This is a genomic window from Mesorhizobium sp. LNJC394B00 (genome assembly GCF_000502555.1).
In the GTDB taxonomy this organism is placed as follows: Bacteria; Pseudomonadota; Alphaproteobacteria; order Rhizobiales; family Rhizobiaceae; genus Mesorhizobium.
Map to the genome: position 1 here is coordinate 998,066 of NZ_AYWH01000002.1, position 22,748 is coordinate 1,020,813.

At 58.7% G+C, this 22,748-nt stretch carries 21 protein-coding genes and 5 pseudogenes; 12 read left to right on the forward strand and 14 right to left on the reverse strand.

Annotated elements, in window-relative coordinates; genetic code table 11:
* Position 1: 1 nt before the first annotated feature.
* Positions 2-875, reverse strand: a pseudogene (locus X751_RS1000000165445) (SbmA/BacA-like family transporter); the annotation flags it as partial.
* Position 876: 1 nt separating this feature from the next.
* A pseudogene (locus X751_RS1000000166875) lies at positions 877-1,239 on the reverse strand (ABC transporter ATP-binding protein/permease); the annotation flags it as partial.
* Between the two features lie 790 nt (positions 1,240-2,029).
* Here X751_RS1000000166875 and X751_RS154625 point away from each other — a divergent pair.
* The 4 genes from X751_RS154625 (at position 2,030) to X751_RS154610 (ending at position 5,388) form a co-directional block, all read left to right on the forward strand.
* A complete protein-coding gene (locus X751_RS154625) occupies positions 2,030-2,545 on the forward strand; it encodes a DNA starvation/stationary phase protection protein (protein WP_023737320.1) in 516 nt (171 codons plus the stop codon).
* A 1,180-nt stretch (positions 2,546-3,725) separates the two neighbouring features.
* Positions 3,726-4,436 carry an SDR family oxidoreductase gene (locus X751_RS154620; RefSeq protein ID WP_023744398.1) on the forward strand — a complete coding sequence of 237 codons (711 nt, stop codon included), beginning with the start codon at positions 3,726-3,728 and terminating at the stop codon, positions 4,434-4,436.
* A 23-nt stretch (positions 4,437-4,459) separates the two neighbouring features.
* A complete protein-coding gene (locus tag X751_RS154615) occupies positions 4,460-4,696 on the forward strand; it encodes a 4-oxalocrotonate tautomerase family protein (RefSeq protein WP_023737317.1) in 237 nt (78 codons plus the stop codon).
* Between the two features lie 236 nt (positions 4,697-4,932).
* Positions 4,933-5,388: a VOC family protein gene (locus tag X751_RS154610; RefSeq protein ID WP_023744399.1), complete on the forward strand. Its 456-nt coding sequence runs from the start codon at positions 4,933-4,935 to the stop codon at positions 5,386-5,388.
* Between the two features lie 846 nt (positions 5,389-6,234).
* Here the strand turns inward: X751_RS154610 and X751_RS1000000167880 are convergent.
* The 3 genes from X751_RS1000000167880 to X751_RS1000000165450 form a co-directional block, all read right to left on the reverse strand.
* Positions 6,235-6,573: a site-specific integrase gene (locus X751_RS1000000167880; RefSeq protein WP_245265772.1), complete on the reverse strand. Its 339-nt coding sequence runs from the start codon at positions 6,571-6,573 to the stop codon at positions 6,235-6,237.
* Positions 6,570-7,190 carry a hypothetical protein gene (locus X751_RS1000000167885; protein ID WP_245265777.1) on the reverse strand — a complete coding sequence of 207 codons (621 nt, stop codon included), beginning with the start codon at positions 7,188-7,190 and terminating at the stop codon, positions 6,570-6,572. The genes X751_RS1000000167880 and X751_RS1000000167885 overlap by 4 nt, the downstream gene beginning before the upstream one ends.
* Positions 7,191-7,545: 355 nt before the next feature.
* A complete protein-coding gene (locus tag X751_RS1000000165450; RefSeq protein ID WP_245265746.1) occupies positions 7,546-7,962 on the reverse strand; it encodes an SOS response-associated peptidase family protein in 417 nt (138 codons plus the stop codon).
* A gap of 1,006 nt (positions 7,963-8,968) precedes the next feature.
* On the opposite strand from X751_RS1000000165450, the pseudogene X751_RS01000000163670 reads away from it, so the two are divergent.
* A pseudogene (locus X751_RS01000000163670) lies at positions 8,969-9,436 on the forward strand (toprim domain-containing protein); the annotation flags it as partial.
* Positions 9,437-9,769: 333 nt separating this feature from the next.
* Positions 9,770-10,206, forward strand: a pseudogene (locus X751_RS01000000163675) (hypothetical protein); the annotation flags it as partial.
* Here X751_RS01000000163675 and X751_RS1000000165460 read toward each other — a convergent pair.
* A complete protein-coding gene (locus tag X751_RS1000000165460) occupies positions 10,203-11,159 on the reverse strand; it encodes an AAA family ATPase (protein ID WP_348524575.1) in 957 nt (318 codons plus the stop codon). The pseudogene X751_RS01000000163675 and the gene X751_RS1000000165460 sit on opposite strands and share 4 nt — an antisense overlap.
* 649 nt (positions 11,160-11,808) lie before the next feature.
* The gene (locus X751_RS1000000166880; protein WP_023833475.1) at positions 11,809-11,958 is read right to left on the reverse strand and encodes a hypothetical protein; all 150 of its coding nucleotides are present in this window, start codon (positions 11,956-11,958) and stop codon (positions 11,809-11,811) included.
* A 308-nt stretch (positions 11,959-12,266) separates the two neighbouring features.
* On the opposite strand from X751_RS1000000166880, the gene X751_RS154595 reads away from it, so the two are divergent.
* The gene (locus tag X751_RS154595) at positions 12,267-13,010 is read left to right on the forward strand and encodes a hypothetical protein (RefSeq protein WP_023744401.1); all 744 of its coding nucleotides are present in this window, start codon (positions 12,267-12,269) and stop codon (positions 13,008-13,010) included.
* Here X751_RS154595 and X751_RS1000000166885 read toward each other — a convergent pair whose 3' ends face one another.
* Positions 13,011-13,169 carry a hypothetical protein gene (locus X751_RS1000000166885; protein ID WP_023706897.1) on the reverse strand — a complete coding sequence of 53 codons (159 nt, stop codon included), beginning with the start codon at positions 13,167-13,169 and terminating at the stop codon, positions 13,011-13,013.
* A gap of 1,218 nt (positions 13,170-14,387) precedes the next feature.
* Between X751_RS1000000166885 and X751_RS1000000165475 the strand changes: the two genes are divergently transcribed.
* Positions 14,388-14,516: a DUF768 domain-containing protein gene (locus X751_RS1000000165475; protein WP_023744403.1), complete on the forward strand. Its 129-nt coding sequence runs from the start codon at positions 14,388-14,390 to the stop codon at positions 14,514-14,516.
* 193 nt (positions 14,517-14,709) lie between these two features.
* Here the strand turns inward: X751_RS1000000165475 and X751_RS1000000166890 are convergent, their stop codons facing one another.
* On the reverse strand, positions 14,710-14,895 hold the full coding sequence (locus X751_RS1000000166890; RefSeq protein WP_023833470.1) for a hypothetical protein: 186 nt from the start codon (positions 14,893-14,895) through the stop codon (positions 14,710-14,712).
* Between the two features lie 293 nt (positions 14,896-15,188).
* Between X751_RS1000000166890 and X751_RS154585 the strand changes: the two genes are divergently transcribed.
* The 3 genes and pseudogenes from X751_RS154585 to X751_RS1000000168425 form a co-directional block, all read left to right on the forward strand.
* A complete protein-coding gene (locus tag X751_RS154585) occupies positions 15,189-15,428 on the forward strand; it encodes a hypothetical protein (protein WP_023706903.1) in 240 nt (79 codons plus the stop codon).
* Positions 15,429-15,521: 93 nt separating this feature from the next.
* Positions 15,522-16,022: a hypothetical protein gene (locus tag X751_RS1000000166895; protein ID WP_155923512.1), complete on the forward strand. Its 501-nt coding sequence runs from the start codon at positions 15,522-15,524 to the stop codon at positions 16,020-16,022.
* Positions 16,023-16,958: 936 nt separating this feature from the next.
* Positions 16,959-17,160, forward strand: a pseudogene (locus X751_RS1000000168425) (helix-turn-helix domain-containing protein); the annotation flags it as partial.
* 278 nt (positions 17,161-17,438) lie between these two features.
* Here X751_RS1000000168425 and X751_RS154575 read toward each other — a convergent pair.
* The 5 genes from X751_RS154575 to X751_RS154555 are packed head-to-tail and all read right to left on the reverse strand — an operon-like array spanning position 17,439 to position 21,911.
* On the reverse strand, positions 17,439-17,978 hold the full coding sequence (locus X751_RS154575) for a prepilin peptidase (protein ID WP_023744408.1): 540 nt from the start codon (positions 17,976-17,978) through the stop codon (positions 17,439-17,441).
* A 1-nt stretch (position 17,979) separates the two neighbouring features.
* Positions 17,980-18,531, reverse strand: coding sequence for a tetratricopeptide repeat protein (locus X751_RS154570; RefSeq protein ID WP_023744409.1), 552 nt, complete (start codon positions 18,529-18,531; stop codon positions 17,980-17,982).
* Between the two features lie 53 nt (positions 18,532-18,584).
* The gene (locus X751_RS154565; protein ID WP_245265748.1) at positions 18,585-19,505 is read right to left on the reverse strand and encodes a type II secretion system F family protein; all 921 of its coding nucleotides are present in this window, start codon (positions 19,503-19,505) and stop codon (positions 18,585-18,587) included.
* A 46-nt stretch (positions 19,506-19,551) separates the two neighbouring features.
* On the reverse strand, positions 19,552-20,523 hold the full coding sequence (locus X751_RS154560; protein ID WP_023744411.1) for a type II secretion system F family protein: 972 nt from the start codon (positions 20,521-20,523) through the stop codon (positions 19,552-19,554).
* Positions 20,523-21,911 carry a CpaF family protein gene (locus X751_RS154555; protein WP_023744412.1) on the reverse strand — a complete coding sequence of 463 codons (1,389 nt, stop codon included), beginning with the start codon at positions 21,909-21,911 and terminating at the stop codon, positions 20,523-20,525. Before X751_RS154555 ends, X751_RS154560 begins: the two co-directional genes overlap by 1 nt.
* Positions 21,912-22,441: 530 nt before the next feature.
* Here X751_RS154555 and X751_RS154550 point away from each other — a divergent pair.
* Positions 22,442-22,669: a Flp family type IVb pilin gene (locus X751_RS154550; RefSeq protein ID WP_023744413.1), complete on the forward strand. Its 228-nt coding sequence runs from the start codon at positions 22,442-22,444 to the stop codon at positions 22,667-22,669.
* The last annotated feature ends 79 nt before the right edge of the window (positions 22,670-22,748 follow it).

Consider the following 22,748-nt stretch of genomic DNA (forward strand, 5'->3'; position numbering starts at 1 on the left):
TGATGAACCAGCGCAGCGACGAGTGCACCTGGTTGAAGGCGCCGACCGCCATCATCAACCCGCCAAAGCTGATATCGCCTGAAAAATAGACCGGCGATGCCACAAGGATCGGCGCCACCACGGTGATCCAGCCATAGGTATCGGTCACCCAGGAAAGGTTGATCTGCGCTTTGTAGATGTTTCGCATCGCGCCCAGCACCGTGCCAAGGTCGATTTCGAGCCGTCTCTTGGCATCGGCTTCGCCGTGATAGAGCGCGATGGCGTCGACATTCTCGTTGACGCGCACCATCCCGGAACGCAGCTCGGCCTCGCGGGTGTAGCGGTCGCTGTTGAGGCGGATCNACATTCTCGTTGACGCGCACCATCCCGGAACGCAGCTCGGCCTCGCGGGTGTAGCGGTCGCTGTTGAGGCGGATCAGCGGCCGCCCGACCAGCCAGCTCAGCCAGGAGGCGATGCCGGCATAGAGGAACGCGGCCCAGACCATGTAGCCCGGTATCGCCAGCGACCAGCCGTTGATGTGGAAGACGAAGCCCGACGAGAGTTGCCAAAGCACGCCGACGAACGACACCAGCAGGATGAAGGATTGCAGCAGGCCGACGCCGAGGTCCGTCGACAGATCGGACAGATGCGCGGCATCCTGCTGCATGCGCTGGTCGGGATTGACGCCGATGGCGCCGGCATTGGCGAGCCGGAAGGCCCGCGCCGGCCGCATCCATTGGTCGATCAGGTCGAGCGTCAGCGCCTCGCGCAGCTTCAGCCGGATCATCTGGTTGAGCCAGGTCTGAGCGATGTTGAGCAGGAGCAGCGTGCCGGCAATCACGGCAAAGATCATCAGCTGATGCAGGAAGGCCGCCATGTCGCGACGCGCCAGCGCNCAGGTCGAGCGTCAGCGCCTCGCGCAGCTTCAGCCGGATCATCTGGTTGAGCCAGGTCTGAGCGATGTTGAGCAGCAGCAGCGTGCCGGCAATCACGGCAAAGATCATCAGCTGATGCAGGAAGGCCGCCATGTCGCGACGCGCCAGCGCATCGTAGAAAGGCTGGTTCCAGCGGTTGAGCAGAACCTGGCCGATCGACGTGGCGACGATGACCGCCATGATGCCGACCGACGTCCAGACCAGCCACTTGAACACCGGTGAGCCTATCAGCGCCCGTTTGATCGTCGCCACCTGATCGCGCAGGCTGCTGGCATCGACGGTTACCGGCTGAGCGGTGGCGGACTTGTCCGGTTGATCAGCCATGCACGAGGTCCTTGCGTTCAGAAGCGTTGCTGAAACCAGATGGAGAGNATGTCGCGACGCGCCAGCGCATCGTAGAAAGGCTGGTTCCAGCGGTTGAGCAGAACCTGGCCGATCGACGTCGCGACGATGACCGCCATAATGCCGACCGACGTCCAGACCAGCCACTTGCGCACCGGTGAGCCTATCAGCGCCCGTTTGATCGTCGCTACCTGATCGCGCAGGCTGCTGGCTTCGACGGTTACCGGCTGAACGGTGGCGGACTTGTCCGGTTGATCAGCCATGCACGAGGTCCTTGCGTTCAGAAGCGTTGCTGAAACCAGATGGAGATACCTGAAGGCATCCGCCGCTCAAACGGACCGCGAATACACTCGCCGCAGAGAGGCCGGGAACGGGCCCAACCCCAGTTTCCATCATGACGACGAGGACTTCATCGAGCGACGCGATGCTACGACGCGTCGTGCTTGGCCCAAGCGGTATCGGCGACAGGTCTTCGTCATTTGGACATCGGTTTAACGACGCGTACACGATGCCGGTACTGTCCGACACCGTCCATAGCACCTAGGTGTCGGCAAGCAGCTTGAGCTTAACCAAATACGGTAGTTTTTTACGGGGTTTGACGGTGAAGGCGGCCAAATCCTCCTTGCGCCAATTCACGCTTGAAGCCCAAAGTACGATGCGTAGCGTCCCTACGATCGTCCGACACCTTCGTCTGATTGGATCAGAACACGGCGTTTCCTATGTGGTTTGTCGAAACGGCGCCGGTGCGCGGCCTATAGAGGGAAGTTGAAAAATGACGCAACAGTTGAGCAAGACAGCCGGTTCGGATCGCTTCCTTCGCACTCCGACAGACCTTGGTTCCGAGGCAACCCGCGACATCGCTGCCGGCCTGGCCGGTCTGCTTGCTGACGTGTTCGCCTTGTATCTTAAGACCAAGAATTTCCACTGGCACATGAGTGGTCCGAATTTCCGGGACTATCATCTCTTGCTCGACGAGCATGGCGACCAGATTTTCGCGATGACCGACGCGATCGCGGAGCGTGCGCGTAAGATCGGCGGAACCACGATCCGTTCGATCTCCGATATCGCGGGACGCCAACGGATCCTCGACAACAACGCCGACTATGTTGATCCCCAGGACATGCTCTCAGAGCTTCATGGCGACAACAAGCAGTTGGTTGCGGAGCTGCGTCGTGTCCATGAGCTGTGCGATAGCTATTCGGACATTGCCACCGCGAGCCTGATCGAAGGATGGATCGACGAAAGCGAACGGCGCAGCTGGTTTCTCTACGAGGTTTGCCGCGCGTGAGCGGAACGTGGGCAAGGTGGCGGATGAGATCCTGCACGCCCGAAAAAAGCACCGGCAAGGATCGCGCACTCCGTTCCGCCGGTCGGGTAGCATGGATCCGTATCGACTCTGCCGCGTGAAACCGGCTCGCCCTCTGCTTGACTCCGATAGGGGACCCAGACCGCGCGATAGCAGTCTCGGGTGCAGAAGCTAGGGCGCTATCAGAGGGAAACGCACACCCACGATCGATCCACGCGGGGTGAATTTCCATTGCACCGAGCCCCCAATTTCCGCCGTCAGCGCGTGTATCAACCACCGCCCTCTTTCTTCTGGCCGATGATAGGCCGCGCATCCGTCGTCGCAGACAACACAACAGACACTGTTGCCACTCCTGTTCAGTGAGACACGGATTGAACCAGGGCTATCCCCTAGGCCGTGCCGTGCTGCGTTCCGGACCAACTCGGAGACGATCAGACCGACCGGCCAGCACCGCGCGGCGTCAAGCCGGATTTCGTCCGTTGCAACAGTCAGCTGAATGCTCCGCTCGCCAAGGGAGGCACGTGAAAGGCTGTGACACAGCTTCCCAACATGATCACCGAGGTCGATGTATCCCTCAGTGATGGGCACGAGAAGCGATTGATGCGCCTCTGCCATCGCCCGCAGACGATCCGCTGCGCGCCTTAACGCCAGCGTAGCCTCTCCGCTGGACGAGGCCAGCGACAGAATCGCTATCGCTTCGCCATATTCGTTGATTACCCGATGGCTAATCTCTTCGACAAGATGCCACGCCAGCGGCTGGCACGATGCCGATGATGGATTCGCACGTCCTGTTAGCATGACCAGATCCTCCGCTAACATCGCCGCACCTCGGAAGCACCGTTCGCGATGTTTCGGAAAATGACAGCAGACCGCGCCGAAACATTCTATTGGGCCAAGGTGTCGGCAATACTTAAGACGGACACACCCCCCTGTGGATGGGCATCGGAGTATTGGCGAGCAGTGCTCGTCCCAGTCAAAAATGCCCGGCGCTGTGGAGACGCCACCCGCCCGCAAAGCGGGTAGGTCGCTGTATAAACCCCGATACCTAAGTATATGCGATACCATTGGACGATGGTTGCCGGGCCATACTGCAGATACGTGTTACCTGGAAAATGACGGGACGCAGTCTGGTTGTTAGTGGTCAGTATCGCCGAGGTCTGTCATGGAAACTGGTCGTAAAGTCGTTGTCATCACCGGCGGGTCGCAGGGCATTGGCGCGGCGTTGGTTGAGGCGTATCTCGGCCGAAATTACCGCGTTGTCGCTACCTCTCGATCTATCAAATCTTCCGATAGGTCGGACTTGCTCACGATCTCGGGTGACATCGGCAACCCGGCGACGGGACCGAGGGTGATCGAGGAAACACTGCAGCGTTTCGGGCGGGTCGACACGCTGATAAACAACGCCGGAGTTTTCCTTGCCAGCAGTTTCACGCATTACACCGCGGAGGATTATGCCCGCGCCGTTGCTACCAATCTGACCGGTTTCTTTTTCGCCACCCAGGCCGCGATCGCCGCAATGGAACGTCAAGCGGGCGGCCATGTCGTCAACATCACAACCAGCTTGGTGAAGCAGGCCAGTTCGAAGGTGCCATCGGTGCTTGCTTCGCTGACCAAGGGCGGAGCTGACGCCGCGACCCGTAGTTTGGCGATCGAATATGCCCGCAGCGGAATCCGGGTGAACGCCGTGTCTCCGGGCGTCATCAGGACGCCGATGCATGCGCCAGAGACGTACGAGAGGCTGGCGGCCTTGCATCCACTGGGTCGGCTGGGTGAGATTTCCGATATCGTCGGAGCGGTCCTCTACCTGGAGGATGCCGCTTTCGTGACCGGAGAAACGCTTCATGTCGACGGCGGCCAGAGCGCTGGCCACTGAGCCATCAGTCAAGGGAGGTTCTTATGCCTATTGTCACCGTCCAGCTCACCCGCGAAGGCATCGAGCCTGGTGTGGATCATGTAACTGTGGAGCAGAAAGCAGCCATCTACAAGGGCGTGAGCGAGGTGCTGCTCGACGTCCTCGGGAAGCCGCTGGACTGGACCTGGGTAGTGTTTGAGGAAGTGGAGATGGAGAATTGGGGTTGGGGCGGGATGCCCGTCGCGGAATACCGCAAGTTGCTGGCCGCGAAGGGCGTTTGAGCCCTGATAGCCTTTCCTGAAAAACATGCTGGGGGTTCAGGTGGGATAGTTTCGTTTTCGACGTAAGCAGCCATGCTGTGTGACGCCGTGGAGGTGGAATGCCGTGTACGTCGCCGGCGTCGGCTAAGAGACGGATCATACAAAAGGCCAACTAAAACCCGTGTCGGCGGAGCGCTATTGAAATCTGTTCTCGCGGGCCATGGCGGATCGCGAAGACCTCGAAATAGGAGTCGCGGATGACGGAAGTACGAGTTGAGGATGAAATCTATGCAATGCCCCCGCAGCATGGCTTCACCGTCGCGCATTTTCTGACCGTCGCCGACATCGAACGCTCAGCTCGATTCTATGAGATGGTCTTCGGAGGACGCATTCTTAGCCTGGGCGATAGCAGCGGCGCGCCGGGATATATCCGCATCGCCAATACCTGGCTCATCGTCAACATCGGCGGCGGCCCCACACCTGACAAACCGTCGGTGACGCTCGGCGTTCCCCCAGATCCCGATTCACTCAGCAGCTTCATGAACATCCGCGTTGCTGATATTCATTACTGCTATCGACGTTGGCAAGGTCGGGGCGCTGAGTTCATCACGGAACCGATGGAAAAGTACGGCGAAACTCGCTGTTACATTCGCGATCCAGACGGCTACATCATCGAAGTGGGTCAGAGTAAGCCGCATGTCGTTTACGGTTAAGCCCTAGAAGGACGTATACCTTCTACTCGAGCCAGGCCTCGGTCTCCGCTAAGATGCTGAGCGGGTCATGCCGGAAATCTGGACGAGCGCCGTTCGGTAGATATGTTCGGGAGATCGCCTGGAAGGTTTCGGGCTATGCTCGCACAAGAAGTTCCATAGGTCGGCCGACATGATAGGTCGGAGACGCCGGGGATCGGTCTGCGCACAGCGAGCTTCCCGATGTCGGCCGTGCGCGTGAACAAAACCGACGTATCCCGGATGAATGGCTCGTCCGGAAAAGAGCAGAACCGCTGTCCTTCGGTGCGCAACGCGGCGAGCATTCCATCGCGCTCGCCGCGGACTAATTATCCAAGCGTGCCTAGTACGGGCTTTTGTCACTGATTTATGCTACAGGCGTGCTACTTTTTTAAAGAAATAGACCAATAAAATCAGCGCTTAGGCGAAGGCGCGCTGCGTCTCTTCGGGCGCGCCACTTTTCGCCACAAGTCGCTTGAGGCTTGCATCCCGGTACTCGGGCTTTCTCGTGAGAGAAACCCATGACGAAAGCTCGTCGCTCAGGCTCAGGTCGACGACCGCATCGCCGGCGTGCACGATATGACTGCTCGCGGCCGGGTAGTTCGCTTGGTCGTGGTGTAAAACAGCGGTTTAGAATGTTGGTGTTATTGTTGGTATCAAGCGCTACGGCGAGATATTAACTACAGGAAATCGCGAAACCAAATTGCGATAATGTGGGTTTCTCCGGGCCCACCATGACCTTTGATTTTGTTATTAAAAATATGCCTCGGCCCAAAACGTTTTGGGCCCATTATGGGCCCGAAGAAAAGGGCACCCGATATGGGACCCTGCTCATGGTCGGTTGATTTCACTTACTTGACGACGCGCAGCCGCTCGCTGCTTCATCGCATCGCGTTTGGTCTCGCGCTCGTTGATGGCGCGGGCTATGTCGACGGCCATTCGCTTCTTGTTAGCCTCCCGGACATATTCGTCCGTCACCGTCATGGAAGAATGCCCCATCGCCTCCATGATGGCACGCGATTGGATGTTGCATTCGGCGAGATACGTGCCGAAGGTGCGGCGTAGCCCGTGGAGAGTGTAGCCCTCCGGAATGCCGGCCTGCTTGTTCCAATGTGCCATCATGCCGGTGAGGCTCTTTTCCGCGAATGGACGCCCATAGGCATTCTTCAGTACCGTTCCGCCTTTCGAACGTCGAGCGGCGCCAAGGCTTGCGCCAGCTTGTCGAGGATGGGGATAAACATCTCGCGACCGCCGTGACGGTTGCGGTTCTTCTTCTGCCGGAAATCGAAGGCTTCGATCACCTCTAGGGAGCCATCGAACAGTTCGATCTCCTCGAAAACCAAATCGTCCCATTGCAACGAGGCGATATCGCCTCGTCGGTTGCCCAGCCAAAAGGCGAGCGCGTAACAGGTGCGCGGCGGGGAGCCGATCGGATGGCGCGCCTCGAACTTTTCACAAATGGGGACCGGCCACGCGGGATTGGTGGTGGATTTAGGAATGCGGACGCGGATCGACAGTGAGGGATTGTTCTGCGGTTTGATCCATTTCTCAACTTCGATCCCCACCCACAGGAGCTTCTTGATTGCGACCAGCAGGTGCTTGGCAACCGTCCGGTTGGCGGCAAAGGCGCTTTCGACAATCGCACGCAGATGGTCGGCGTCGAGATGTTCTACTGGCGTATCGCGCCAAGTCAGCGGGTAGGCAGGTTCGACCTGCATCCCAAGGAAGCGTTCAATCAGCCTGACATTCTTCCGCTGCGTTGCTTCGTCAAAGTCCAGCCATTCCATAGTCCCTTCAAGTCGCCGCGCTGCATGACCGAACGTCTTTGGCAACGCCCGACCGGGTAGGTCGATGATAATTGCCTTCAGGCCCTGGCTCTGGGTCGCCCTCCGTCATCAACAAGCGATTCGTGTGTCATCGCAGTGTAGAATCACACCCGATTCCGCAGGGCAATACCTATCTTAGCGCCTATGCCCTCCAGGGGGGCGATTGGCAGCTCGCGCNCCGTCATCAACAAGCGATTCGTGTGTCATCGCAGTGTAGAATCACACCCGATTCCGCAGGGCAATACCTATCTTAGCGCCTATGCCGGCCAGGCCGGGATGGTCGTTGGGCAACGTGTTGACGGCACTTGTCTTCACCTCACGCCCAACCCGGTTGAACTGCAGCTGACCGTCGATGTCGTGGCTGAGAATGTCCTTGAGGCTGACCTTGGGCGTCGCCGGTCCAGCTAGGCGTCATTGCATGCCGGTCGAGAATGAGAGGCTGTCGATCATGCAACTGCTTCATCGGGTCTGCGGCAGGCTCTGTAATGATGGTGCAGCTGGTTATGTCGAGATTGGACTTGTAAGCCCATATGCCTGCAAACGAGAAAGGCGCGTGGCCAGGCTGGTAGATGTGCCAAGGGTCTTTCTTCCCGTCGGCTGGCGATATCGTCCATTCATAGAAGCCACCTGCCGCGATCAGACATCGCTTTGACTTGAAGTCGTCGCGGAACGCTGACGCCGTGTCGGCCCCCTCAATCCACGCATTGAAAGGGACCGGCCACCAATTCCCCATGGGGATATTCGGTGTGCGTCGCAGTCCTAAGAGTGAGAGGGGTGCGCCCGTCTTAGGCCGGAAGGCGTAGTTGCATGCAATTTGAGCCTCAGCTAATGTTGTCCTGTGACGAGAATTCAAACCCCTCGTCAGCTTTTAATGAGATTTTACGCCCGCTGGCTCGCGCCGGCGGGTTTTTTCATCCTACGCGGGAATTTGATAAACGTCGCTTCGGTCTCTGGCTGAACCGGTTCACGCTAATCGACGGCTGTCCGCAGATCGGGCAGGCATAGACATGGTCGCGACGTGGGCTGGCTCGGCGTTGCATCGCTCGCCGGCAATCGGGCCGAGATCGGACAGTTGGTCGTTCAGTTAGGCCTTGTCGACAAGCGGCGTTTTCGCTTGGGTGCAACGTGGCTCTCCACCAAGCGAACGTGCTCGATTTCGACAGTCACCAGCGGCCGATCGGAGGCGCAAGTTTCTACATATCAGGCTCGTTTTGATCGCGCTTGTCGGCGCCCCAGCACGACCCTTATTTCGTTCGCATTTCCGCCTAATGGGCGCTGCAAGCCGGCGCCCTAGTTGCAAGGCTGCCAGCCGCGACCGCCGGCCTTGTTCTTGATGTTCATTCCAGGCCACGAAGGTCGGCCGCGCAACCGCAACCGGAGGCCTACCTATGGGTGAGGTTGTTGGCTAACGCTTGTTCAGCCGCGGGGTCTGGCTTTCGGCCCGGGAAAGGTAGCCGATGGGTTTGCAGCCAATCTGGCTGACCGCTTATCTCTGAGCCAGAGCGACATCGTTTTCCTTGCTAGCAACTCATCGCGGTCGCTATCCGCGCTGCTCTTGCCAGCAATTGCATAGTCGGCCCTGTTGGTTCGAAAGTCCTGTTTCTGCACGGGCATGGTTGCTACTCCCGTCGGCCTCCCCCTCGGCCCGACGGAGCCAGTAGCTGCCGATGCATCGCGAGAGTCTACCAATCGGGGATTGCGTTAAAAATGAAAACACTCAGCGGATGTTAAACGCCGGATTGACCGGCGCGCACCGCACCTGGCTCGCACGGGACAGCGCCGGCAAGGCACCCGTCGACACGCCGCGTCGGGCAATGGGTGACCTTCTGAGTCACGCGTCCGCTTCGGCGTACCCGACAGCGTCATGGCGGCAGGCGAAGGTCGAGACGACGCTGTCGCTCAGATGCGCCTTGCCTGACATGGCGATGGCTGCAGCACTCTCGGCAGCCCATCTTGCCGCCATCCTGTTCCCTCCGAACCTGCGGCGGCTCTACGTCATCCGCGACAACGATCCGGCCGGTGACGGTGCCAGAGACAGCCTGATGGAGCGCGCGACCGACGCCGGAATCGAGGCAATCGTGCTGTCGCCGGCTATGGAGGACTTCAACTAAGACCTCGGCCGTTTCGGACTTGCCGCCTTCCGTGCCCCGATTGCGGACCAACTGATGCGCAAGGACTGCCTCCGCTATCTGAAGCGGTTTACTTGAGCCGGCAGGGAAGCGTGCGGCGGCGCACGGTGCCGGCGGCGTTGCCTGGATGCGGTAGAGAACCGCGATCCGGCCTTCGAGAGGGCGATCAGCCCACAAGCTCGCCGGCCAGGCAATGGCGGCGGCCGACTATTCTCCGGCGGCGCGCGATTGCTGGCGAAAGCCAGCGATAGGGTGCGACGCCTTTCCATCGCGATGCAAAATAGCCGGCCGCCGCCATCCTTCGCTACGCTCCGGCCCTCCGCTTCGCTTCGGGTGTCCGGCCAACCCGCCCACGGGCTCTCGTCGCCATGAAGGCCGCGAGGGGCGCGGTCAAACCGACGGGAGCATCCCATGGCCGAGCACGACGACACCGAACCGCACCACGCAGCTTCTCCGACCGCTCACATCCTCACCGAACTCCAGCTCTATGGCTGGCGCCCCTATGCCGACGAGCCCGACCCGCGACTGCTTCCCAGCGGCGACCACGTGGCCGGAGCCGTGGCCGACATCTATGACGCTCTCATCGCCACCTTGGCCGACACGCGCCTCGAACCCGACCTCGATGACCTGCTCTGGTCCGTCACCAATGTCTTCCACCGAGCTGTACACCGGATCGAGCGGCAACTGGACGACAACGAGCATGCCCAGCGCTGCCTGCAGCGCGAACAGGATGGCAGCGAGATCAAGGCGGTTGAACTCGAGACACTCACCGCCCAGGGCCAGACCATGATCGACGGCGCGATGCCTTCGACCTGATGCGTGACCAGGCGGCCAACCACTACGATCAGGCCGGCGCAATCTTCGCCGCGAGCAGAACGCGGTTCGCCAATGTGTGGACGCTGAGTTCCTTACGATGTTGGGCGGAGAGATCGAGCGGTTTGAACGCGCCGCCGAGGTCGAGCGAGAGCAACTCGGCGTAGATCGGTCCGACCTCCGAGGGATGTTCCCCGTAACGTTGAACAATCGCGCGAAATTTTTCAGCGCGCATGGCTTCGCTGTCGGCGGATGAAAAGCCTGCAAGCCGGCTTAGGCGTTGGATGATGGGGTAGAAGGCTGAGGTGATGTGATAGGGGGAGCACTGCAGCCGGATTAGCTCATGATGGCTCTCATAAAGCCGTTCCTCGAGCGCATCCACGAGGCGCGACTTCCCGATGCCCGCTTCTCCCGACACGAAAACCGCCTGGCCTTGGCCGGCTTCGGCCAACTCCCAGCGCTCGAGCAGAATGCCGATTTCGCTGGTTCGGCCGACGAACTTCGACAAAGCGCGATCGTGCGCTGCGTCGAACCGGCTTTCCACCTCCCGCTCGCCACGAACCGCGAATAGGGCAATAGGCGATTTGAAGCCTTTCAACTCCTGCTCACCGAGGCTCTCGATCTCGAAGGACTGCCCGGCGAGCCGACGCGTGCTGTCGGCAACGACGATCTGACCGGGAGCGGCAGCGCTTTGCAGGCGCGCCGCGAGATTGGGTGTGTCCCCTGCGATTGAGGCGCGCTCGTTCACGCTGCTGCCCGCAATGTCGCCGACCACCACGTGGCCCGATGCGATGCCAATACGCGCCTTCGGTTGCTCGCCGTCGGGCGATTGGATGGCCTCGACTGCGGCGAGGGCCTGGAGGCAGCCCGAATGGAACGCTCTGCGTGATCCTCGTAAGCCATCGGCCACCCGAAATAGGCAAGCACGCCGTCTCCGAGATATTTGGCAACATCGGCCTCGAATTGTGGGGCAGGGAAGGGCGGGCACGCTCCCGAACGTTGATCATGCAGTAGCACGGCTATGACTGACGTCTGTGCACGAAAAGGGAAGGCAGGAAGGAGGGTAGTAGTGACGACGGATATGGCTGGACAGAAATCGGATGGCCTGCTCTTCCACAATCGGAGCCGTGAGGCTCGATCGAATTGCACCCATGATGGATGGAGCGGATAGATAAGTAATATCAGACGTTGCGGGAGACCGTGCAGAAATCGCACACGGAAGTCCTGCTTCTCTTCTTTTTCGTTCCCACGACGGAGCCGCCGACAGCCCCATTCGGACGTTCTTTGCCGACGATATTGCGTTGCAATAGACGTTTGAATACAAACAATCCGACAGGTCCATATCGCATGCTTTATACGCTAAGGGATTGGATTAGCCGAAGCAGGCCCATATCCTCGAAGGAGTCGATGCCATCCAGATCCGGTCTTGCCTCGGCATTTACCCGGGTTTTCCTGCCAATGTCGGTTTTGCGCTCATCCCTTCCTGCACACGTCGATGCGGCCTTGCCGGCGCCGCGCATCCGCTTCTCTCCAGGCGGCTGGCAGGTCCCCAACATGTCCTTGATGTGCCGCGAACGAGCCGCGGCCGCCAGCAAGGGTCCAAGCGATTCTAAGAGGCATTTTGCGCAGCAGATGTTTCAGGGTAAGGTCTGGAAGGAATACGACTGCACCGAAGCCCTTAGCCGCTGCGGGCGTTGTAGATGAGTGCGGATCTCGTCGGTGGCGCGTTCGCCAACGTTGTCCCAGATGTAGAACACGGCGGCAAGGATCAACAGAACTAATCGCATGATCTGCGCCTCGGTAACGTGGTTTGCCCACGGCGCTTAGGCGAGTTGAAGGTTTCGGCCCGAGTCCGCGCGCATCCTCAACACCAGCAGGCGCGTCGCTGCGAATGGCGTCAAAACAATAAGCGCCATCGTGGTGTTGACTAAGAGCGACAGCAAACAGATCGAGCTTTGGGCGTAGCAAACGGATTCCATGACGTTCCCCTTTTCCATCGTTACTGGTGGCCTCCGTGCGGCAAGAATGATCCTGGTTCACGAGAAATACAAGCAGTTGCTAATACGTTGATATTTCCCCTAGGGTTGGGGCAACGATGCGAAATCGACGCCGGTCAGTTGTTTGGATAGCGATTGCCCTTGTCCTGGCGGCGTTGGCGATCACGGCGGCGATCATTGGCTTTCAGAATTTACAGCGCTCGTCACCGATCATGGTCTCGGCTGTCTCGGCCTTTAATACTGGGGGGCTCGTCCCTGGCCCCACGGTTAAGGCGCCCTCGAAAAACCTTGGTGCTGTTGCTACCGGTAGGGATATCTGGCTCGAAGTCTCATGGAAGTTTTTCGGGGAGTTGCGGACGCTAGATACCGTAACTGTCGGCGACCTTCGGGCAAGGCGCCTGGTGCGCAGTCATGATGTGCCCTCAAGCGCCAATTCCGAGATCTGGTTCATATCAGCCGGCAGCGGCGACATATTGGAAAACACAACGTCGACCGACATCGGGTTCACTTTTGATGGCGGCAACCCGTCTGTCACGGCGCAGATTTACAGAGTGGTTGGAGCTTCTGAGATACCTGCCGCGATAGCTGCAGAAAGCGGCGACAGGATTACCATCACCATTCCAGCCGATGGCATCGCTTTTATCTCGCTCATCGCTTCCGGCACCACCTCCGGGTCCATGAGCAATGTCACCGAAGATTTTAGTGCCCTTTGTGGAAAGGATTTCCTTGGCATCCATGCATCAACAAGTTCGACCTCCGCTGAATCAGAGACTGCTACGTTTTCGGGAAACTCAACGGCAGATTTTGCAGCTGTCGCACTTCAGTCGGCCGCAGCGAGATAGCTAACCAGCCAGCGCCATTCCAAAGCAAACGCCTAGGCCGACAGCGAGGCCAAGGAACAGCTTGGCGGCAAGATCGAGGGCGAAGGCGCGGACTGGGCGCCACACGTCTGAGCGGGGCTCTCTGAGGGCATTGGCGATATCATCGAACACCGTTTCCATGGAATGATTCCAAATCGGAACTCCGGGAATGTGAATCCTCAGTTTGTTCCACTGTCGCCCCATTGGGCAACCTGCACGGTTCACCCGAAACCGTGCAGGCAGCAAAGGTGGCTTAACGCACCACTCTGAAGCCAGTCGACTCCAGCGACGCTAGTGCCGTCTCTGCAAAGGTCGCGCAATTGTCCAAAGGATCATTGTTTTCATAGAGCGTTGGCTTGATAGGCTGCTGCTATGCCTTCAAAAATGGCGGTTAGAACTTGGTCGCGGCCTCTGGCGGCGCCAGCGGCCGGTTCAACAGTCATCTTTGGTGTTTCTGGGTGTTTGCCTTCCATGAGGAACTCGAGGAGCGCCGACACCAGCCACTCGGTGCTGTCCCTGTCCAGGGTCCCGCAAGACTCGGCCGGGCTCGCGTCACCTCGCCGGGCGGTGCGAGCCCACAATCGCGGGCCATCTGGTCCGCTGCTTCAGCTTGGGCTTCATCAGAATGAAGGGCGACATGGTTCATCCGAATGTAGAAATTTGCGTTGGGGGGAAGTGAGAATGAGGCTACCAGGAAATGTGTTGGCTGGGAGAACGCCGAGGTGCAGTGCGGTCCGCGAAAGCGATCAATGAGGTTGAATGCACAGAACGTGCCGCCAAGACAGCCAGGTTGAAATCGCTACGCTTGGCTCAGATCTTGCCAGAGGCCGACCCGCACTTTTCGTTCAACGAGGAACTCGACTGCTCGGTACTTGTCGCCGTGCTGGCTCGGGAACCGCATTATAATCCAAAGCGGCCCGAATCCCATTCTTTCCGGCGGCTGCCCCTGCGACGAGGCCTTTGATCTCCTCAAGCAGCGCCGTTAGGCTTTGTTAACAATCGGCTTTTTTCGCCGTGGCGACCCCACATGGCTCTCAACAACGCGCACGTGCTCGGCGTCGACAGTCACCAGTGGCCGCAGGCTGACGGTTACCTTGTCGCCGATGCGCGTGACCGGGCCGACTAATTCCATATCTGGCCGATCACGGCCTTCGAAGTCGAATCGACAACCGCATGCGGGAAGTCATAGGAGGGAATCGTCACGCTTATGCGATCGGGTGTCACCCGGCCGCGGGCGGGTGCAGTGTCAAGGATGAGAGGTTGCTAACAAATGAGCGTCCGTGGCCTGAGGTTTCTCGATAAGTGGGTAGCCAACAACTGCCCATTGTGGCGCGGGGAGACCCCATCTCGGTTGGCGACTTGAAAGACCAGTTGATGACAGCTGCCGAGAAGGCCGGGATTCCTGCCGACGAGATCAACGGCGAGCTTGAAAGCGTCTTCGAATTGATTATCGAAGTGAATCGTCGTGTCGCCGAAAGGGTGGACTGAGCCTGAGGCTTCCCCGACGTGCCGGTCATGTCCTACATGCCGGACTGCCTGACAAGGGGCTCGCTTACCTAACCGGCCAGCGCCACGCCAATGCCATCTCAGAGCAAATGTAATCGACACCGCGAATCCGTGAATCCCCGGTTTGTTCTGGTCATGGCTTCTGCGCCGGTCCGGTCACACAGCGCTAGTGCGTTCACCCCTCCGGCTGGGCAGGGTCCGGTTCTTGGTGCCGCTCTCGTTGATTTTCGAGGAACAGCTTGGCGAGTTCGCCCCACTCAGGATGATCCGTGGTTTTATGCTCTTCTACGAACTCGAGGAAAGCCTTGCGCAAAGCGTCAAGGTCGAAAACCCCAAGATGCTCGCCCATACCGTCGTCCATGCCCGCGACTCTCAACGGTATTAGCTTGTCCTCTCGTTTGAGCCTTCAAGAGGGATTCCCTGAGTTTTGGCTTGGGAGCGCCTACATGGTTAATGGCGTGATTGCTGATATGACTATATCTAGGCAGCGCGGGGGCTCTATCTTCGCGCGCGGTGGCCGGTGCGGCCCCACACCCAAAGACTGCAGCGACCATTTCTGTGGATGGGTAGTGCTAGCCGATGCGACATCATGCTGCAGCGATATTTTAGAATCGGCTAATTGTGCAATCGCTAAATTAATGAAATGCGTGAGGAATGTATTTTCCACAGTTCCTGGTCGGCATGTCTGCCACTGCGATCATTGTGGCGATCTGGACCTACATCGAAGCCGGTTCAATTTGGACCGCGCTCGGCTGTGCGGTCCTTGCGCTGATCGTTCTGCAAGTCGGGTACGCCGGGCTGGTCGTTTGCTTGATATACTGGCGATCATCGGAAGCGGCTGACTCGACTAGTCGAATTTCGGTCGCGGCTCAAGAGAACGTCGACGGCATCTGATAGCCCGCGATCGTCTCGGCACGGTCACGTGACCCTGGGGCAGCAGTTTTGCCTCGCAGTGCCGCCAGCAAGTGGGCCTACAACGTGTTTGCGGTGACAGACACCTACCCCGAGCTTCGGGCTGAAAGCCCTATCATTGATCCAGACGCGGAACTGGAGGACGGGTGCGTTGTGGTCGCCATGTTTGGAGGCGGTCATCCGCAAACCATGAGCTGGTGCAACAATCACGGGCGAGGCTATGGGGGCCGCTTTGCCGCCAAGGGAAGTCTGCACGAGACGTTCCTTCTCGATTCCCTGGTGTGCGGACGAGGGCCATCTTCTTGCATTCGCATCCTCGGCCGGGTGTTCGGCTACCGGCCGCGCTTCCCGCGCTACAGAACCTGGAACGATCCAGTTTGCTTCTCGAATAATTTGGCTCGCAGCCTCACGGTGGCGGGCTTTTTTGTTGCTCAGCCCCAACGTCTCGACGCCGGGCTGCGGAACGCAAACGTCGTGATGTCGTCACGGGAAATCCCGATGTCGCTGAGCATGTCGTCTGGTGACGCGCTCAACTCGTCCGTTGCCTTCAACAGCGCGTTCTGCTCGGCTCGATGACGGACCCAATCGGCAAGGGGACCAACTGCGACAAGAGGAAGATTCACAAGCATAGGAAGGTTCACAAGCATCGGGACCACTCCCTTTACCCCTGCAGGAAACTGCACGTAGCCTACGCCGATACGTCGATGCGTCTGTGACAAACCTCACAGTCCGATCCGACGGGGCAAAAACTGCCCGGATGCCTGACGGTGGCGGGCTTTTTATATATTAGCAATGCATAAAATTCGAGAAGGTTCATGGCATGGTTGTTAGCAAACTCGCTGCTATCGTGCGACGCAGGTCTCGGTGGATGGTGTGCTGGAATGCGCGGGGCTGGATGGATCAGGGGTCTGATGGAAGCTGACGCTCGCGATCTGCGGAGCGAGATCAGTCGGCTCCAAATAGACTTGATCGCTGCCGCCAACTCTCAGGGTAAATCCAGGCTGCATGACGTCGCGCACACACTGCGATGCCAGAAGGCGCGGCTGGAACGTCTGGAGGAGTGCCTCGCTTCAATGACGTCGAATGTCCGGCCAGAGGCATCCGCAACCCCGCCCGATGAAGGCCGGCCGTAAAAGGCAGCTCATCATTTCCGAAAGAGAACCCGCTGCCTCACGGTGGCGGGCTTTTTATTGCTCAGCCCCTTGCCGGCAGCGTCTTGTCCGTGTTGCGGCGGAAGGTCATGCGAAGCCGGAAATTTTTTTGCCAGGAATGGTCGCCTCCGCGCCGATCGCCGGCTCCCGAGGCAGATCATCACCAGGCGACTCCTGCAAAAGCAGATAGTTTGGGAGACTGTGTGCAGAAAGCGCACAGATTCTTCTTCTCTTCCTTTTTTCGATCTGGAACCTGCCATTAAAGCAACCTTCGATGATCGTGCCAATGTCGTTAGGAGCGCTGGGGAACGCATGGCACGCTGTGCAGGCGCGAACTGAGGCGGGGCGGCGGGCGCGCGGCCGCTAGCAAGAGATCCTGGCGGTCTTCGCCGCACGGGTCGGCGAAACCATTGCCGCGTTATGAACTCGCCGGTGACGATTCGGAAGTCGGCGAGCGCACCATCGACGTCCAGATCAACCGCCTGCGCCGCAAGATCGAGCGCGATCCGTCCAATCCGGTCTGGCTGCAGACGGTACGCGGTATTGGGGACAGGCACCAGTGATCGCCTATGTACGGCGCCATTTTCGGACGAACGTCTTTTTGATGATTGGGAGCGGTGGCGGTTCGGCGCTGATAATTGTTAGTGTCGCCGGTCTGTTGACAACAGCCGCAAACGGGAACGCCACGGCACCAACAATCAATCCAGCCGCCAACCAGGCTACTGTCGACCGGTAATCCTGTATCATAGCCCACCCTCAATAGGCAGATAGACTGCCAGTTCGGCATTAAGCAAAGGTTACGTCGGCGCGCGCTTCGTGCAGCAGAGCGGACTGCCGAGGTTCAATTAAGCTGATCCAGGATTCCGGAGCTGCTCGCCAGCACCAGACTTTTGTAGATCACAAACGCGATCGTGCAGATTGCCGCGACCGAAATCGGCACGCCAAACGGCACGACGCCCTTGCGGTCCAAGTGCTGGACAAAGAGCCGGAAGGCGCCTGCCGGCAGCATAAGCGGGTTTCTCACGATCGCCGCGGTGGCGAGGGCGAGGATCAGCAACAACACTGAAAACATGGCGAGATTGCCGCCGCCGATCAGGAACGGCGTAACCGCCATCAGCTTGACGTCGCCGGCGCCGATCTTTCGCAGGCCCCAGAACGGGAAAAGCATGACAAAAAGCAGAAGCCCGGCAACCGCGCTCAGCCCCATTCCAAACCATGATCTCGAATAGAGCGAGAAAAGCGCAAGCGACCCCAAGCCCAGGCCAAGCAGCAGCAGTACATCGCGATTGGCTATCTTCTGGGTAGTAAAATCGAGCCAGGCGACTCTTGCGAGCAGCGGGACGGTGAGCGCCTTGAGCAGTACCGATCCAAAAAACAGCATGCTACTGCCGCTCGACGTTCTTCACACTGGACGACAGAAGCTTCAGATTGTTGACCACGGTCGGATCGTTGGGCGCCAGTTCATAGGCCTTGAGGAAATTCGCACGTGCGTCCTGCAGCTTGCCGCGCAGCAGGTAGGAATAGCCGACATTGTTGTAATATTCGGGCGACGCGCCAACCAGTTTGAAGGCTCGGGCGTAGGCTCGGTCGGCGAGGTCGAAGCGGTGGATGCGGTCGCTGCAGGCGGCCAGGCCCATCCATGCGCCACCATCGCTGGGTGCCAGTTGCGTCGCCTTGTAGAACAGCGCTCCGGCATTGCCGTAATTTTCCGCCCGGAACTGGTTCTTGGCCTCGGCAACGGCCTGGTCCGAGGCATAATATTCGACGTCACCGACAGTCTTCAGTCCGTCGAACGCATCACCAAACGAAGTCACATCGCCTTTTGAAGGCTCGTTGGTGCGAACGACACCGTCGGTGGTGACCGCCCCGTTCGTCTGGCAGCCGACGAGTGCCGCCATGAACAGGCAGGCCACGACTGCAATTGGCCTTTTCATACAATCTCCCCGTGAGTCCCCCGACCCATATTAGGACCAAAGCATATGCGCAACTAGAAGAAAATGCCCTTCATGCGAATGATCACCGGCAGCATGATGACCATCAGCACGACAGGAAAGATGCACAACCCTAACGGAATCATCATTTTGACGGGCAAGGAGTTGGCCTTCTCCTCTGCCGTCAGGATTCTCTGGCCTCGCATTTCGTCACTGTAGACGCGCAGCGCCTCCGTCAGGCTTGTGCCAAGCTCTTCCGATTGCCTAAACAGCACGGCTAGAGCCCGTGCCTCTTCAAGCCCGATGCGTTCCGCGAGCTCGCGCAGCGCATCCCGCAACGGCTTGCCGGCGCGCAGCTGCAGATTCATGATCGACAACTGAATACCCAGCCATTTGTGCGTGGCGGCAAGTTCCGCGCCGACCCGCTCGACCCCTGCTTCCAAGCTCATGCCGGCGTCCGCGCAGGTGATCATCATGTCCATGAAATCTGGAAACCCGCGACGATAGGTTTCCTTCTGAGCATTCTCGAAGCGATCGAGCAGAATGGCTGGGATCACTATGCACCCCAGCCCCAACAAGGCGGAGCCGGCTAGAGCCACGAAACCGGGTAAATGCGGTGGCAACACCCGGGGCAGGATTGCGTAGGCAGCCAAAAATCCGACACACACGGCGCCGAGCCGCGACAGGGTATAAAGCAACGGAGCGCTCGCTTGATAGAAGCCGGCGCGAAACAGCTTCGCTTCAAGCGCGCTGGGCTCCTGCCGCTCCTTTTCCATTGTTCGAAAATATGCGTCGACAGGTCGCTGCGCCGCAATCCTGGCCAGTTCTTCCTGACCCGCGAGCGAGCGGGCGTCGACCACACCTTCGCCTACAAGGCTTTGCGTGACCAGTTTTCGCGTCTGCAGGGCCGGCAAGAAGACAAGCGCGCCAAACAGGAAAAGCGCCACCGCCGCCACGAAAACGGCGATGGAGACCATGAAGCCCAAGTCGCTGGGGTTGGAAAGCAGGTTAATGGCTCGCTCCTCAGAAGTCGAAATTGACCATTCGATACATGATGAAGTCGCCCAACAGGGCCCACACTCCAAACCCAACAAAAACAGGGACAATCAGCGGGTCGTGCCATACTTTGCCATAATAAGACGGAGCCGTAACCTGAAGGATCAAGAACATCACAATTGGAAACAATGAGATGATCCAGGCCGAGACTCGCCCCTCGGACGAAAGCGCTCTGATTTTCATCCGTAGTTTTTGCCGTTCACGCAGCACGGATGAGAGATTTGCCAGTATTTCGGTGAGATTGCCGCCGGTCTTGGATTGAATTGACAGCGCTATCGAAAGCAGGTGGAGGCCCTCGAATCCTACCCGCTGAGACAGTTTTCGCACGGCCTGTTCCATGCTGAGCCCAAAGGTGATCTCGTCGGACACGATTCCGAATTCGGTTCCCAGGGGGTCGGGCATTTCCCGCGCCACAAGGCCAATTGCCACTGAGGCCGGATGTCCAGCGCGCAGCGAGCGTACGATCATGTCGAGTGCATTCGGGAGTTGCTTCGCAAATTTCTGGATTCGCTTGCTGCGGGCCCGGCGAAGCACGAGAAGGGGCAGCGCAAACCCGACAACAAGAAAAACGACGAGTGCGAGCAAGAACGACTTTCCCAAGACGAATGACAGCAGCAGCGCCAATGCCAAGGAAGCGCAGACGAACATCCCGCCGAATGTCAGCGGATTTCCGGTAATGCCGGACTGGGTATAGAGCCTATTCAGCCCTACCAGGCCAAAAAGAAAGTCCCCCGATTCCGTCAGTCCCCGCTCGCGCAGCAAGTTTTGCAAAGTCCGCTCAGCCGGAATTTCATCTGACAATCTCTTCAACCGACGATTGATCGCCCCGGCTGCCGCACGGCGACCGGCAAAGGAAAGATACAGAGCCTCGCCGGCGAGAATGACCGACGCCGCCGCAAGCACATAGATGAAGTAAAGCAGCCCCTGACCGGTCAGCATCAGAGGGCGACCTGCGGATTGAAGGCGTCCTTGGTGAAATGATGGCCGAGCGTCGCTGCTTCCGCTGCAAACCGGGGCCGGACGCCAGTGGCGCGAAAATCACCTATGATCTTGCCATCGGCCGCGACCTCGCGGCGGACGAATTGATAGATTTCCTGCAGCTGCACGATATTGCCTTCCATGCCGGTAATCTCGGAAATCGACGTTACGCGCCTGCCTCCATCGGCGAGCCGTTGCGTCTGCACGATAATGTCGATGGCCGAAGCAATCTGCGCTCGAATGGAATCGTGCGTCATCGGCATGCCGGCCATGCCGACCATCTGCTCCAGACGCGATATCGCGTCGCGCGGGGTGTTTGCGTGAATAGTGGTCATCGACCCTTCATGGCCGGTGTTCATCGCCTGCAGCATGTCGAAGGCCTCCTCGCCACGAACCTCGCCGACGATGATGCGATCGGGCCGCATGCGCAGCGCGTTCTTGACCAATTCGCGCTGGCGCACCTCGCCCTTGCCCTCGACACTGGGCGGGCGGGTTTCCAGTCGCCCGACATGCGGTTGCTGCAATTGCAGTTCCGCCGCGTCCTCGATGGTGATCAGGCGTTCCCTGGAAGGAATGTAGCTCGACAGCGCGTTAAGCAACGTCGTCTTGCCGCTGCCGGTGCCACCCGAAACCAGAATCGACTTGCGCGCCTGAACGGCAATCCGCAGCAGATCGATCATCGGCTGCTTGATTGAATTGAGCGTCATCAGTCGTTCGAGCGAATACGGATTCTTCGAGAATTTGCGGATTGAAACCAGCGGACCGTCTACCGAGATCGGCCGCACCGCGATGTTGACGCGCGAGCCGTCGTCCAGGCGCGCGTCAACCATTGGCGACGATTCATCGACCCGGCGGCCGATATTGGAGACGATCTTGTTGATGACGCGCAGCAGATGCGCCTCGTCACGAAATCGGATTGCCGTCTCTTCGATCATGCCGCGCCGCTCGATGAAGACACGCTTGTGTGTATTGATCATTATATCCGTGATGGAATCGTCCTTGAGCAGCGGCTCGATCGGACCGAGCCCCAGCATCTCGTCGGCCGTGTCGATGGTCAGTTGATCGAGCTCGCGGGCATTCAGCGGCACGTTTCGACCGCGAACGAACTCACGCACGATCGGCCGGATCTCATTGAGGATTTCATCCTTGGAGGCATTTTCAAGGGCAGTCAGATTGAAGCGATCGATCAGGTGCCGATGAAGCTCGACCTTGAGAGTCAGGAAATCGTCGCCGCGCGATTCAATATCAGCGGCCGGCGAAAGGGCCGGAGCGACATGCAGCACCGCCGGCTGCTCGGCTCTTGTCGCGACCTGCTGCTCGCTTGGTCCCTTGATAAACCGCCCCAGCATAATCCCTTATACCCCCGCTAGTCCCTTATTAGCGGAAACTAAACGTTAACCAAGCGAGGCACAAGCGCTGGAGGGTCTCACCTGAGGCCAATGCTTTCAACATAGTTAAGGAGGACGCCAGAAAAATGTCGTTTTATTTCGATCCGCCCGCTTAACCCTCTACCCCAACGTCCACCTCACGGAACCTTTCATGCCGCAACAAATGAGATGCGGGCGAAAAATCTCCGTAAACCCTTAGATATAAAGGAATATGCAGGTTTGCTAATACTGCTATCGTTTTGCCTTGGCTGCTGCCAAATTGTGAACGAATGGTTAAGGAGGATTGAAAAATCAGCAGAATCAAGCTCTTGTAAGGATTCAAGTCGCCCTTGAACTCGCGAGCATAGGTATTGGAAGGTTAAGGAATTGTTAATCCCGTTTGACTCTGCTTTTTCGCGAGCCTTAGGATTGAGGTGACGGGGGATGCTTGGGTATGGAGTTCATCCTTGGCTCTGTCTCGTCGGGTTCAACTCCAAAGGGGAGAAATTGACATGAAGAAGCTCATGACGATGACCCGGCAGTTCCGCGACGATGAAAACGGCGCTGCTATGGTCGAATATTCTATCTTGGTCGGCATTATCGCTGCGGCCTCGCTGCTGGCGATCCTGGCCATCGGCGGCTGGGTCGGTGATCAGTTTACAGGCCTTTGCGCCAATCTCGACGGCAAGGGCGTTGACGCCCTCGGCACCGGCACTGGCGCTTGCGATCCTACGCCGTGATATGAAGTGAACTCCCGGGTCGGGATCGATCTCGACCCGGTTTTTTCTGCATCAGGAAGAAACTTGCATCGTCCTGGGG